Origin of the sequence: Mycobacterium scrofulaceum (assembly GCF_002086735.1) — a bacterium.
GTDB lineage: Bacteria > Actinomycetota > Actinomycetes > Mycobacteriales > Mycobacteriaceae > Mycobacterium > Mycobacterium scrofulaceum.
The window spans coordinates 42,491-55,941 of sequence record NZ_MVIJ01000024.1 but is presented as its reverse complement, the minus strand read 5'-3'; the positions used below and the strand labels follow the sequence as shown (position 1 = coordinate 55,941).

Annotated in this window: 11 protein-coding genes; 7 read left to right on the top strand and 4 right to left on the bottom strand. The window is 68.7% G+C overall.

Annotated features, from left to right (window positions below; translation table 11 throughout):
• Nucleotides 1-217: 217 nt before the first annotated feature.
• Nucleotides 218-1,312 carry an NAD(P)H-dependent amine dehydrogenase family protein gene (locus BST44_RS16625; protein WP_083178200.1) on the top strand — a complete coding sequence of 365 codons (1,095 nt, stop codon included), beginning with the start codon at nucleotides 218-220 and terminating at the stop codon, nucleotides 1,310-1,312.
• A 9-nt stretch (nucleotides 1,313-1,321) separates the two neighbouring features.
• The gene (locus BST44_RS16620) at nucleotides 1,322-2,524 is read left to right on the top strand and encodes a MalY/PatB family protein (protein WP_083178199.1); all 1,203 of its coding nucleotides are present in this window, start codon (nucleotides 1,322-1,324) and stop codon (nucleotides 2,522-2,524) included.
• Between the two features lie 6 nt (nucleotides 2,525-2,530).
• Here the strand turns inward: BST44_RS16620 and BST44_RS16615 are convergent, their stop codons facing one another.
• A complete protein-coding gene (locus BST44_RS16615; RefSeq protein WP_083178236.1) occupies nucleotides 2,531-3,259 on the bottom strand; it encodes a DUF2652 domain-containing protein in 729 nt (242 codons plus the stop codon).
• Nucleotides 3,260-3,373: 114 nt separating this feature from the next.
• On the opposite strand from BST44_RS16615, the gene BST44_RS16610 reads away from it, so the two are divergent.
• On the top strand, nucleotides 3,374-4,282 hold the full coding sequence (locus tag BST44_RS16610) for a haloalkane dehalogenase (RefSeq protein WP_083178198.1): 909 nt from the start codon (nucleotides 3,374-3,376) through the stop codon (nucleotides 4,280-4,282).
• Between the two features lie 32 nt (nucleotides 4,283-4,314).
• Here the strand turns inward: BST44_RS16610 and BST44_RS16605 are convergent, their stop codons facing one another.
• From BST44_RS16605 to BST44_RS16595, 3 genes are read right to left on the bottom strand one after another with little or no spacing between them, the layout of a single operon-like run.
• On the bottom strand, nucleotides 4,315-5,319 hold the full coding sequence (locus tag BST44_RS16605) for a VOC family protein (RefSeq protein ID WP_083178197.1): 1,005 nt from the start codon (nucleotides 5,317-5,319) through the stop codon (nucleotides 4,315-4,317).
• The gene (locus tag BST44_RS16600) at nucleotides 5,316-6,176 is read right to left on the bottom strand and encodes an alpha/beta fold hydrolase (protein WP_083178196.1); all 861 of its coding nucleotides are present in this window, start codon (nucleotides 6,174-6,176) and stop codon (nucleotides 5,316-5,318) included. Before BST44_RS16600 ends, BST44_RS16605 begins: the two co-directional genes overlap by 4 nt.
• Nucleotides 6,173-7,756 (bottom strand): bifunctional 3-(3-hydroxy-phenyl)propionate/3-hydroxycinnamic acid hydroxylase, encoded by a 1,584-nt coding sequence (locus BST44_RS16595; protein WP_083178195.1) that lies wholly within the window; start codon nucleotides 7,754-7,756, stop codon nucleotides 6,173-6,175. Before BST44_RS16595 ends, BST44_RS16600 begins: the two co-directional genes overlap by 4 nt.
• Before the next feature lie 97 nt (nucleotides 7,757-7,853).
• Between BST44_RS16595 and BST44_RS16590 the strand changes: the two genes are divergently transcribed.
• The 4 genes from BST44_RS16590 to BST44_RS16575 all read left to right on the top strand — a co-directional run bounded on the left by BST44_RS16590 (nucleotide 7,854) and on the right by BST44_RS16575 (nucleotide 13,409).
• A complete protein-coding gene (locus BST44_RS16590; protein ID WP_083178194.1) occupies nucleotides 7,854-8,483 on the top strand; it encodes a TetR/AcrR family transcriptional regulator in 630 nt (209 codons plus the stop codon).
• A 5-nt stretch (nucleotides 8,484-8,488) separates the two neighbouring features.
• Nucleotides 8,489-9,415 carry an acetaldehyde dehydrogenase (acetylating) gene (locus tag BST44_RS16585; protein WP_083178235.1) on the top strand — a complete coding sequence of 309 codons (927 nt, stop codon included), beginning with the start codon at nucleotides 8,489-8,491 and terminating at the stop codon, nucleotides 9,413-9,415.
• A 41-nt stretch (nucleotides 9,416-9,456) separates the two neighbouring features.
• Nucleotides 9,457-10,422 (top strand): 4-hydroxy-2-oxovalerate aldolase, encoded by a 966-nt coding sequence (dmpG, locus tag BST44_RS16580; protein WP_439330729.1) that lies wholly within the window; start codon nucleotides 9,457-9,459, stop codon nucleotides 10,420-10,422.
• A gap of 218 nt (nucleotides 10,423-10,640) precedes the next feature.
• On the top strand, nucleotides 10,641-13,409 hold the full coding sequence (locus BST44_RS16575) for an AAA family ATPase (RefSeq protein WP_083178192.1): 2,769 nt from the start codon (nucleotides 10,641-10,643) through the stop codon (nucleotides 13,407-13,409).
• Nucleotides 13,410-13,451: the final 42 nt, after the last annotated feature.

The window sequence follows — 13,451 nt, the reverse complement described above, 5'->3', positions numbered from 1 at the left end:
GCGTACAGACCGGCGGCCGACCCGGGCCAACCGGGAGCGCGCATGTCGAACCTGAGGGTGAACACCAGCAGCACCCTAACCAAAAATTTGTTCGATAAGATAGTGTCCGCTCTCTTAACCTCTTGACCGCGCTGACGAGCGGCTGTTAGCTTGCGACGTAAGAGCCACGGCCGCGGTGACTTTCAGCGCGACGCGCCCGCACCTGAGGAGGACCAAGATGACGGCTCACCGCGTGGTGGTGTGGGCGACGGGCGGCATCGGGTCGATCGCCATCCGGACCATCCAGCACCGCCCCGATCTGGAACTGGTCGGCGTGTGGGTGCACTCGCCGGAGAAAGACGGCAGGGACGCCGGCGAGCTCGCCAACGGCGAACCGATCGGCCTGAAGGCAACCACCGATGCGGACGCACTGATCGCGCTGAAGCCCGACTGCGTCATCTATGCGGCCAGCGGCCCCGAGCGCGACGCGCTGGCCATCCCGGATTACGTCAGGCTGCTCGAGTCCGGCATCAACGTCGTCACGACCAGCACCACCCGGCTGGTCAACCCGCACGCCTACGAACCGGCGGAGTGGCGCGACCAGCTGGTCGCGGCGGCCAAGCTGGGCCAGGTGTCGCTGTACGCGTCGGGGATCGAGCCGGGCTTCGCCGCCGACTACCTGCCGCTGGTGCTCTCCACCCAGTCGTCGTCGATCGAGAAGATTCATGCGTTCGAGATCGGCCTGTACGACGACTACGGCGTCCCCGACATCATGAGCGACGCGCTGGGTTTCGGCCGGCCGCTCGACTACCAGCCCTGGATCGGCTTCCCCGGCGCGATCGCCGGCGAATGGCAGGGCCAACTCCGGTTGGTCGCCGGCGCGCTCGGCGTCGAAATCCAGGAAATCCGCGAATTCTTCGACCGCGCGGTCACCAACCGGACGCTCGAGGTCGCCATGGGCACCGTCGAGGCCGGAACCTGCGGGGCGTTGCGCATGCGGGCGATCGGCGTGGTCGACGGCCGGGAGGCGATCGTCATCGAGCACGTCACCCGGCTCGCCCACGACGTCGCCCCGGGCTGGCCGACCGGGATCGGGGACCTGTCCTATCGGGTGATGATCAGCGGCGATCCGGACATCGACTGCACCTTGGCGGCGACGCTGAAGGATCCGCGCAAGGCCGGGGTCGGCGGAATGACCTCGGGCGCCGGCGCGATGGTCGCGACCGCGATGCGCGTCGTTAACGCCGTGCCGTATGTCGTTGCGGCAGAACCCGGGCTGCTGAGCTCCGTCGACCTGCCACTGACGATCCCCAGGCACGCGTTCGTCGCATAATCTGCCCGGGTGACGGTTAACCCACTCGAGGAACTCACGCTGCAGCAATTGCGGCTGCGCACCAGCATGAAGTGGCGCGCGCATCCGGCCGACGTCTTGCCGCTGTGGGTCGCGGAGATGGACGTCCCGCTGGCGCCCACGGTGGCCGACGCGCTCCGCCGCGCCATCGACCTCGGTGACACCGGATACCCGTGCGGCACCGCGTTCGCCGAGGCGGTCGGCGAGTTCGCCGCGCAGCGTTGGCAATGGCATGACCTGCCGGTCGGCCGGACGGCGATCGTTCCCGACGTCATGCTCGGCGCCGTCGAGCTGTTACGTCTGGTCACCGACCGCGGCGACGCGGTCGTCGTCAACCCGCCCGTGTACGCCCCGTTCTACGCCTTTGTCACACACGACGGCCGCCGGATCGTCGAGGCCCCGCTGGACACCGAGGGCCGAATCGATCTGGGCGCCTTGGCGGAAGCGTTCGCGCGTGCGGCCGCCGGGGGCGGCAAGGTCGCGTACCTGTTGTGCAATCCGCACAACCCGACGGGGTCGGTGCACACCGCCGAGGAATTGCGCGGCGTCGCCGAGCTCGCCCGCCGGTCGGGCGTCCGGGTGGTGTCGGACGAAATCCACGCGCCCGTCGTCTTGCCGGGCGCGCGTTTCACCCCGTTCCTGACCGTGCCCGGCGCGGAGAACGCCTTCGCCCTGACGTCCGCGTCGAAGGCCTGGAACCTGTCCGGGCTCAAGGCGGCCCTGGCGATCGCCGGCGCGGAGGCGGCCGCGGACCTGCACGGCATGCCGGAGGAGGTCAGCCACGGGCCGAGCCACCTCGGCGTCATCGCCCACGCCGAGGCCTTCCGCACCGGGGGCGCCTGGCTCGACGCCCTCCTGCAAGGCCTGGATGAAAACCGGACACTGCTCGGCGATCTGATCGCCGAGCATCTGCCGGGCGTGAAATACCAACGGCCGCAGGGGACTTACCTCGGGTGGCTCGATTGCCGGGCGCTAGGCCTGGGAGAGGAGGCCGCCGCGGGCCTCGCGGTAGTCTCCGACCTGTCCGGGCCCGCCCTGTGGTTCCTCGACCACGCGCGGGTCGCGCTCAGTTCGGGTCACGTTTTCGGAACCGGTGGCGAGGGGCACGTCCGGCTGAACTTCGCGACCTCGCGGGCCATTCTCACCGAGGCCGTGTCCCGGATGGGCCGCGCCCTCGCGGACAACACGCGCTAGCTAGCGCTAGGCGGGGATCTCCTCGGCGCCGCGGCCCAGGTTACGGAAGCCCTCGGCGGGCTCCTTGAACCCCAGCATGAACGGCAGCGAGCTCAGCTCCAGCTTGACCGTCGCCCCGAGCCGGCGAAGGAAGCTGGACTCGGGCGGCCCCACGGAGACCTGCCCCGCCGCGAGGTCGAGGTAGTGCGTCGACGTCTCCCCGATGTCGTCGAAGACGTGCATGAGCGGTTTGCACAGCGTGCGCACCGGCTCGTCGAGGCACGCCGCGACGGGATCGGTCATCAGGACGTATTCGACCACGGGCACCGTGTTTTTCAGCATCCGGTGCACCAGGATGACGTCGTAGCCGGCGAGCTCGACGTGGCGCTTCACCCGTTGCTCCGCCACCTCTCCCTGGTGCACGACGAACTTCAGGGACAGGTTGTCCAGCTGTGCGCAACTCGCGCACTCGCACGCGAGGTCCTTCTTGAAGCGCTCCCGCCGCGCGATGAATGCCTCGCGCATCCGGGACAGCCGGTCGCACACGAGCACTTTGGCGTCGCCGTCGGGCGCCCAGAAGAACGCGGCGTCGCCCACCAGCTTGGCCAGCTTCAGACCTCTGCCGGAGTCGATCACCGACTCCAGCAGCCCCGCCACCGTCAATTGGGCGTGGGCCAAGTGGGTGCGGTTCCATTGCATGTAGTGCGTGTAGCCGCTGATGTCGGCAATGACCAGGACCGCGCGCCGAATCGCCATGAACAAGCCAGTTTAATGTCCACACGACGTCTGGCCCAGGGAAATCTCCCCCTAGACGAACACGCGTTGTCGCGAGAGGCTAGCAGACGCGCCCGCCTATCGGAGGAGCTGAATATGCATGTGCTACGAACCCCGGATTCCCGATTCGAAAACCTGGAGGGATATCCGTTCGTAGCGAACTACCTCGACGTCGCGGCAAGCGACACCCAGCGGCTCCGCATGCACTTTCTCGACGAGGGCCCGGCCGACGGGCCGCCGATCGTGCTCCTGCACGGGGAGCCCACGTGGAGCTACCTCTACCGGACGATGATCCAGCCGCTGGCCGACGCCGGGAACCGCGTGCTCGCGCCCGACCTGATCGGCTTCGGCCGCTCGGACAAGCCCAGCCGGATGGAGGATTACACCTATCAGCGCCACGTCGACTGGGTGACCTCCTGGTTCGAGCGCCTGAACCTCAAGGACGTGACGCTGTTCGTCCAGGACTGGGGTTCGCTGATCGGGCTTCGCATCGCCGCCGAGCAGGGGGACCGCATCGCGCGGCTGGTGGTGGCGAACGGTTTCCTGCCCACCGCGGAGCGGCGCACCCCGCCGGCCTTCTACGCGTGGCGGGCGTTCGCGCGCTACTCCCCCGTGCTGCCCTCCGGCCGCATCGTCTCCGTGGGAACGGTCCGCCGCGTCTCCGCCAGGGTGCGGGCGGGGTACGACGCACCGTTTCCCGACAAGACGTATCAGGCCGGGGCCCGCGCCTTCCCGCAACTGGTGCCGACCTCGCCGGAAGATCCGGCGGTCCCCGCCAACCGGGCCGCATGGAAGGCTCTGGGCCAATGGGAAAAGCCCTTCCTGGCGATCTTCGGGGCCCGCGACCCCATCCTCGGGCAGGCGGATCGTCCCCTGATCAAGCACGTTCCCGGCGCCGCGGGCCAGCCGCACGCCCGCATCCACGCCAGCCACTTCATCCAGGAAGACTCTGGCCCCGAACTTGCCGAACGCATCCTGTCATGGCAGCAGGCGCTGCGAAGCTGACGGTCCTTGGGCGCCTGATGCCCCGGCGTCGATCAGTGGTCGGGGATGCCCGCTCCCGCCAGTGCGGGCACCGTGTCCTCGTGGTGCAGCAAGGAAGCCGCGCCGGCCTTGAACTGGGTGAGTTTGTCGACGATGGTCTGCCCCTCGGGGGTATGGCCCCAGATGCTGATGCCCCGGTGGGTGGTGGGTTCCCAGGTGTCCTCGTCGACGACGATCGGATTCCAGCCGACCTCCCATTCGAATCCCGAGGGCGTGACGGCGTAGAAGGACAGCTCCTTGTCGTTGGTGTGCTGGCCCACCCCGAGCGCCATCCGGAATCCCGATTGCGTGACGCGCTGGTAGGCGGCGGTCATGTCGTCGAGCTCGGCGACCTGGACGTTGACGTGCTGGACCCGGGTGCGGATCGGGTTCAGCCGCAGGCGGTTGACCGATGCGATCGCCACGGTGTGGTGCCGCTCGTTGAAGCGCAGGAAGCGGATCTTGAACCTCAGCCCGCTGATCGTCTCGTCGATGTAGTCGGACAGCCGCGCGTCCAGCACCGCGTCGTAGTAACCGCGCAGCTGGTGGGGCTTCGTCGTGGTGACGGCGACATGACCCAAACCCGCTGCGCCGGTGACGAATCCGCCGCCCGCGGCCATGTCCAGCGGCGCGGCACCGGGCCGCGCGCGGATGAAAACCTCCTGGGTCAGGCCGTTGGGGCCCGGGAAGCGGACCAGCCGTTCCACGCCGCGTAGCGCCGCCTCCTCGTCAGTGCCCTCGGTCAGCGGCACACCGTGCCGCGTGACGCGGGCGAGGACGGTGTCGAACGTGTCGTGGTCGTCGAGTTGCCAGCCGAGCGCGGTGGCGTCCTCGGCCGGACCGCGTTGCAGCAGGAAGCGGCACTCGTTGTCGTCGAGGCGGAATCGCATGGCGTCGGTCGCTTCGTCGTCGCAGTGCATGCCGATGGCGTCACGCCCGAATCGTCGCCAGTCGCCGAACTTTTGGGTCTCGATCACCACGTAACCGAGGTGGACGCGCCCGAACACCGAGGGGCTCATCGCCGGCGCTCCAGGAACTCGACGACAAGCCGGTTGAACAACTCGGCGCGTTCCCAGTGCATCCAGTGCCCGGTGTGCGAGGTCATCACCAACTCCGCGTTCGGCAGCAGGTTGAACAGCATCGGGCCACCCGCGGGACGGTTGACCTTGTCCTCGCGGCCCCACAGGACGAGCGTCGGCGTCGTCAGGGCCTTGAGCCGGCCGTCACGGGTCAGGTCCATCCGCCACAAGGTACGCGGGGCCGTCGGCCCCGAGGGGCGGCGCAGCGGCGGGTCCGCGACGACCTCCGGGTCGATCGACGCGCGGTAGCGCAGCTCGATCAGCTCGTCGGGCACCGCGGTGCCGTCGTAGACCAGGAAGGTCCGGATGAACCTCTCGAGCTTGTCCCGGCTCGGCCCGCCACCGCCGTAGTAGGACAGCAGGCTCCGCAATCCGGCGGTGGGCAGGCCCCTGGTGGTACCGATCCCGCCCGGACCCATCAGGACCAATTTGCCGACCCGGTGCGGCGCGTCCAGAGCCAGGCGCAGGGCCGCCGCACCGCCGTAGGAGTTGCCGACGAGGTGGGCGGTGTCGATGCCGAGTTCGTCGATCAGGCCGCGGATCATGTCGGCCAGGTAGCCGAACGGGTCGTTCTGGTCGACGCCTTTGGCCGACCGGCCGTAGCCGGGCATGTCGGGCACGATGACGCGGAAATGCCTTGCCAGAGCGTCGATGTTGCGCGAATAGTTGGACACCCCCGAGGCGCCGGGGCCGCCGCCGTGCAGCATGACCACGGCGGGGCCGGTCCCGGTTTCGGAGACGAAGATCGGTTTTCCTGCGACCGCGACGGTGCGTTCGGTCAATTGGGTGGTGGTCATGCGGGGACTCCGAGGGAGGCGGCCGGGACGGGTGGGGTCAGATCGGTGAGGCCGGTCGGCGGCGGCAGGCGATCCCCGGCAGCGGCGGCGGCGAAGACGAATCCGTCGGGGCGCACCACGACCGAGCTGGCCTTCCTGTCGCGCAGCCAGCGCGTCAGCGTCCCGTCGTCGTCACGGATCGCACCCGCCGCCGGCGCGCCTCTGGTGACGGCCAGCGAGACCGCTCCCAGCCGCTCCCACCGATCGGCGCCCGGTGGCGCCGCACCGCGACGCAAGACGGCCCAACCCCCGCCGAGGGCGTCGTCCAGGCGCACCCTGTTGCCGGCGGCGTCGGTGACCCACGGCTGCGGGAGCTGCCACCCCACGGCGGCGTGGGCATCGGCCGCGAAAAACCCGTCGGGGTAATGCGCGGGCGGAATCCAGATCAGTCCCTGCCCGGCCTTGAGCGCACCGGGCACCCGGGTCACGGCGCGCAGCAGGTGATCGCGCAACCACGCCAACGACTTTCGGCGTTCGGTGATCAGCCGCCCGTTGAGTACCGCCCGGCGGGTGACCTCGACGACGTGCGGTTTGCGCTCGACCTGGTAGCTGTCGAGCAGCGACTCGGGCGCCCGCCCGCGCACCACGGCCGCGAGTTTCCAGCATAGGTTGGCCACGTCGCGCACCCCGGCCGACATGCCCTGGCCGATCCAGGGCGGCATGGCATGCGCCGCGTCGCCGGCCAGAAAGACGCGCCCGGCACGCCATCGGTCGGCGACGCGCACGTGGTGGCTGTAGATGACGGCACGCAGGATCTTCACCTGGTCCTCGGTGACGCCCTGATCGCGCAAGACTTCCCACACGGCCTCGTCGGTGACGAGTCGCTCCTCGTCCTCGCCGGCACGCGCGGGGTACTCCCAGCGGTGATGCCCCAGCGGCGTGGGGCAGTCCACGGTCGGGCGCGCGGGATTGCAATGGAAGCGCAGCCGGTCGTGGCCGTCCCACGGGCGAATCACCTTGGTGTCGATGACAACCCAGCGTTCGGCGTAGGTGCGGCCGTCGTAGCCGATCCCTAGTTGGCCGCGGGTCGGTGACGACCCGCCGTCGGCCGCGATCACGTACGAGGCGCGCACGCGTTTGAAGGTGTCGGTGCGCAGGTCCGCCAGCATCAGCTCGACGGACGAGTCGAGGTTGGCCGCCCGCAGGCAGTCGTGCTCGAGCAGCACCTCGACGTTGGGGAAGCGCTCTACACCCGCACGAAGCACGTGGTCCACCGCCGGCTGGTACAGGAACTGCTGCGGCGGGTGCCCACAGCCGCGGGGCGTCATCGTGGTCTCGACGAACGGCACGCCGTCGGCGCCGACCCAGGCCAGCGGCCGGTCGGGCAGCATGTCGCGCTGCAGCCGGTCCGCCAGGCCCACCGACTGCCAGACGCGCATGACCTCCTCGTCGGTCGAGATGGCCCGCGCCCGCCCGTACACGTCGGGATCGCGCTCGATCACGACGACGCTGAGGCCCAGGCGGCCAAGGAGATTCGCCGCCGTGGCGCCCGTGGGACCATAACCGATCACCGCCACGTCATAGGCCGGGCTCTCGTCCATCGCGGTCCTCGCCTTCGTGTCGGCTTGTTATGTAGCGATCACTACGGTAGTGTAACGATCACTACAGAGTCAAGGTCGGATCCGGTAAGGAGTTGCAGTGGCCAGCGCGGACAAACGACCACGTCGGCGCCGAGCCGACGGCGAGGCCTCCCGCGCCCGCATCCTGGACGCGGCCACCGAGATCGCCAGCGAGCGCGGCTATGAGGGCACCAGCATCGGGCTGGTCAGCGCCAAGTGCGGCCTGCCGGCCAGCTCGATCTACTGGCACTTCAAGGACAAGGACGACCTGATCGCCGCGGTCATCGAACGCAGCTTCGCGCACTGGCTTTCGGCGTGGCAGCTGCCCGACGAAGGCAGCGCCCGCGAGCGCCTGGTCGTGGTCGCCATGCAGATCGCCAAGGCGCTGCTGGACTCCCCCGACTTTCTCCGCCTCGGCTTGATGCTCGCCCTCGAGCGCCGACCCGTCGAGCCGCGCGCGCGGGCGATGTTCCTCGCCGTGCGCGACCGGGCAATCGAGACGCTCAGCCCGGCCCTGCGGGACCTCACCCCCGGCCTGAGCGACGCGCAGGTCCGCCAGCTGGCCACCTACGCGATCGCCGGCGCCGACGGCCTGTTCGTCGCCAAGGAGGTCGGCGGCGACTCCGTCGACCTGCCCGCGCTGTTCGAGTTGCACGCGGCCGCCCTCTACGACAGCGCGGTGCGCATGGCCGCCGAGAACACCAGATGACCTCGGTGGCGATCATCGGCTCGGGCAACATCGGCACCGACCTGATGCTCAAGATCCTGCGCGACGACGGCCCGCTCACGGTGGGTGCCATGGTCGGCATCGACCCGAGCTCGGACGGGCTGGCGCGAGCCCGACGAATGGGCGTGCCCGTCACCGCGGACGGCGTCGACGGGCTGCTGGGCATGCCGGAGTTCGCCGACGTCGGGCTGGTGTTCGACGCCACCTCGGCCCCCGCGCATCGCGCCAATTGGGCTGCCCTGCGGGACAAGGGCATACGGATGATCGACCTCACCCCCGCATCGATCGGCCCGTTCTGCGTCCCGGTGGTCAACCTCGACGACCACCTCGACGCGCCCAACCTCAACATGGTGACCTGCGGCGGACAGGCGACCGTTCCGATCGTCGCCGCCGTCGCCAAGTCCGGAATCGTCTCCTACGCCGAGATCGTCTCGTCCATCTCGGCGAGATCCGCTGGCCCGGGCACCCGTGCCAGCATCGACGAGTTCGTCGAAACCACCGCCACCGCACTGCAAGTCGTCGGCGGCGCGCGGCGCGGCAAGGCGGTGATCGTCCTCAATCCCGCCGATCCCCCGGTGCTGATGCGCAACACGGTGTACTGCCTCGTCGACGGAGACGTCGACCACCGCGCGATCGAGGCGGACATTCTCGACATGATCGACCGGGTCTGCGCGTACGTGCCCGGCTACCGCCTCAAACAAGGCGTGCAGTTCCAGGTGTTCGACCACCACCACCCGCTCTACCTCCCCGAGACCGGGAAGTTCATCGGCACCCGGGTCACGGTGCTGCTCGAAGTCGCGGGCTCCGCGCACTACCTGCCCGCCTACGCCGGGAACCTCGACATCATGACGTCCGCCGCCAAGGCCAGCGCCGAGCGTATCGCCCTACACGAAACCGCCCGGGCGAGAACGTGACCCACCGCGTCTACGTCAGCGACGTGACCCTGCGCGACGGCATGCACGCGGTACGGCACCAGTACAGCATCGAACAGGCGACCACGATCGCCCGCGCGCTCGACGCCGCCGGAGTCGACTCGATCGAAGTCGCCCACGGCGACGGGCTGTCCGGTTCCAGCTGCGTGTACGGGTTCGGCGCGAACACGGATCGCGAATGGATCGAGGCGGTGGCCGCGGCCGTCGAGCACGCCAAGGTCGCGACCCTGCTGCTGCCCGGCGTGGGCACGCTGCGCAACCTCAGGGACGCCCACCGCGCGGGCGCGACCGTCGTGCGCGTGGGCACCCACTGCACCGAGGCGGACGTGGCGGCCCCGTACATCTCCGCTGCGCGTGATATCGGCATGGAAGCCGTCGGCTTCCTGATGATGAGCCACCTGACCACGCCCGAGCGGCTGGCCGCCCAGGCCAAGCTCCTGGAGGGATACGGCGCCACGTGCGTCTACGTCGTCGACTCCGGCGGCGCCATGACGATGCGCGATGTCGGGGACCGAGTCGACGCCCTGCGTCAAACACTGCTGCCCGCAACCGAAATAGGCATCCACGCGCACCACAACTTGTCGCTGGGCGTCGCCAACTCCATCGCCGCCGTCGAGCACGGCGCGCATCGGGTCGACGCCTCCTTAGCGGGCATGGGCGCCGGCGCCGGCAACGCGCCGCTCGAGGTGTTCATCGCCGCGGCCTGCCGGCTGGGCTGGAGCCACGGCTGCGACCTGCACCGGCTTGAGGACGCGGCCGACGACCTCGTCCGTCCCCTGCAGGACCGGCCCGTCCGGGTCGACCGCGAGACCCTGACGCTGGGCTACGCGGGGGTGTACTCGAGCTTCCTGCGGCACGCGGAGGCCGCCGCCGCCCGTTTTGGCGTCGACGCCCGCACGCTGCTCGAAGAGGCCGGCCGGCGGGGATTGGTCGGCGGTCAGGAAGACTTGCTCGTCGACATCGCCCTCGACCTCACCGGCGCCGGCTGAGCCACGGTCAGCGCGTCACGGCCAGGACGGCCTCGGCATACAGCTAACCTCCAGCAACTCCCCAGATTGGGGAAATGAGTAGGCACTTTCGCACAGCTTGAATAGGCTAGTTAACTGTTCAAAGCAATCTCATACGGGGAACACATGTGCACACGGTTCGTGCGTGCTGATTGCACCCATGCCGACGTGGCCATCTGAAGGCCGGGCACGGGGCAACGATGTCGGAGCGAATCGTAAGTCGGCAGGCGGAAGAGCGGGCTCTCGTCGAATTCCTCGATTCGGCGGCCCAACAGCCGTGCGCCATGGTCATTGCCGGCGATCCCGGCATCGGAAAGACGACGCTGTGGCTGGATGCGGTGGGGCGCGCCGGCGATCGCGGATTCCGCGTGCTCACCAGCCGCGCGGCCGCCGCCGAATCGGTCCTGGCCTACACCGCCCTGGCCGATCTGCTCAGCGATGTCGACGAGTCGATATGGGCCCACTTGCCGGCGCCGCAGCGGGAGGGCTTGGATGTCGCCCTGCTGCGCCGGCGCGATGACGCGCGAAACACTGATCCGCGGGCGGTGGCTGCGGCTTTCCTGGCCGTCATCGACCGGCTCGCTGCCGAAGGACCGGTGCTGATCGCGATCGACGACCTTCAGTGGCTCGATACGTCCAGCGCCAACGTCGTGTCGTTCGCGGCGCGGAGGCTTCCGACCGGTGCGGCGTTGTTGTGCACGACACGGACCGATGGTACGGCGCCGCGGGTGCAACTTCCAGGTCCGGACGCGACTAGCCGAATTCTACTGCAGCCGTTGACAGTCGGGGAACTACATCAGCTTGTCATGCTGCGACTGGGTAGCTCGCTAGCCCGCCCCATGCTGTTGCGTATTCACGAAATTTCCGGTGGAAACCCATTTTTCGCCTTGGAACTCGCCCGCGAAGTCGAGACTGATCGCCGCACTACCGAATTGAGCTTGCCGAGTAGCCTCAGCGATCTGGTGAGCTCGCGAATCGGTCGGGCCGGCGCAGGAGCTGAAGACGCGCTGCTCGCCATGGCCAGCCTCCCCGACCCGACGGTGCAGCTGGTCGCTCAAGCAATCGACACGGCGCCGGATCGCGTCGTGGAATTGCTCGGCGAGGCCGAAAATCACGCAGTCGTAGCTATCGACGGCAACCGCCTGCGGTTCACCCACCCGCTACTGGCCCACGCCGTTTACACGGGTGCAGAGCCGCGACGGCGCCGCGCGATGCACCGCCGCCTGGCCGAGCTCGTCGCCGAACCCGAACTGCACGCGCGGCACCTCGCCCTATCCGATGCGACGGGCCAGCCGCAAACGATGGAAGCCCTCGACGCTGCCGCCGAGATCGCCCGTAGCAGGGGAGCCCCCGCGGCCGCCGCCGAACTGCTCGAACTGGCAATAAGTCGCGGCGGCGACACCCCCGAGCGCCAGATCCGCTGCGCGCGGTGCTATTTCTTCGCCAGCGATCCCCAGCATGCCCGTCAGCTGCTCGAAACGACCATCCGGCGATTGGCATCCGGAAGTCTACGAGCGGAAGCCTTGAGCCTGCTGGCCATTGTGCGGCTGTATGACGACGGTTTCATCGAGGCGGCCGGCCTGTTGCAGCGCGCACTCGATGAGGTGGGCAACAGGCTCGAGCTGCGCGTGCCGGTGTTGGTGACGTTGTCGTATGCGTTATTCAACGCGGGCCGACTGAACGAGGCCGTGCCGGCTGCCGACGACGCTGTCACATGCGCCGAACGGCTCGGGGAACCGCAACCGCTGAGTCAGGCGCTGAGTATGCGCGTACTGATGCATTTCCTCAATGGCGACGGCTTCGACGAAGCCACGATGCGACGGGCACTCGAGTTGGCCGACGACGCCTCCTATGCGCCAATGCCCTTGCGCCCGCGGGTGCAGAACGCGCTGCTGCTGGCGTTTACGGGCCAGCTCGAACAGGCGCGCGCGGAGCTGCGGTCCATCCGGCGGGATGCCATCGAGAACGGCGAAGAAGGAGAGCTGATCTTTCCGGCATTCCATGGCTTTCTGGTCGAGTGCTGGCTGGGCGAGGTCGCTGAAGCCCGCCTGGTTGCCGAGAACACCATGGAAATTGCGCTGCAACTAGGCAGCGATCTGGCGCATATCGCGGCCCTCACCGCCCGCGCCTGGCTTGCCGCCTATGCCGGGCATGAATCCGAGGCCCGACACGACGTCGCTGATGCACTTGCGGCCAGCCAACGAAGCGGAACATTCCGTGCGGTCCAGTGGGCGATCACCGCGTTGGGATTTCTAGAGGTTTCGCTAGGCAATTACGCTGCAGCGCTTAACACGCTGCGGCCGCTGCTCTCCGCCTTCGAGGGGGCGCCGAATTCGACTGAAATCGTCGCCGCGTCCTTCGTTCCTGATGCCGTCGAGGCGATGATCAGCCTGGGCCGCCTCGACGACGCCGAGCCGCTGATCGACGCCCTCGAGCGTAACGGTCGTCGCCTCGATCGCCCGTGGATGCTGGCGGTGGGCGCGCGCTGCCGCGCGATGCTGCTCGCCGGACTCGGTGACCTGGAAGCGGCCACCGCCACCGCCGAACGCGCACTGACCGAACACGAGCGCCTGCCCATGGCTTTTGAACACGCCCGCACCCAACTACTGCTCGGTCAACTCCAACGACGCCAGCGCCACCGCGATGTCGCGGCGGCGACACTGCACGAAGCGCTACACACCTTCGAAGAACTCGGGACCGCCGTGTGGGCCGAGCGCGTCAAAGCCGAACTGGCACGCGGCATGTCCGGCAGGCGCCGGGCCGAGGGACTCACTCCGTCCGAACAACGCGCCGCCGAGCTGGCGGTGTCAGGCATGACCAACCGCGACATTGCCGCCGCACTGTTCATCAGCCCCAAGACCGTCGAAGTCAACCTCAGCCGCATCTACCGCAAACTCAACATCCGCTCCCGCATGGAGCTCTACCGAGCACTCGAATCCGCGAAGGATCCAGCATCACCCAAACAGTAGGAAAATCCCTGATGTCAGCCGGGGTGGGGATCGATAGCGTGA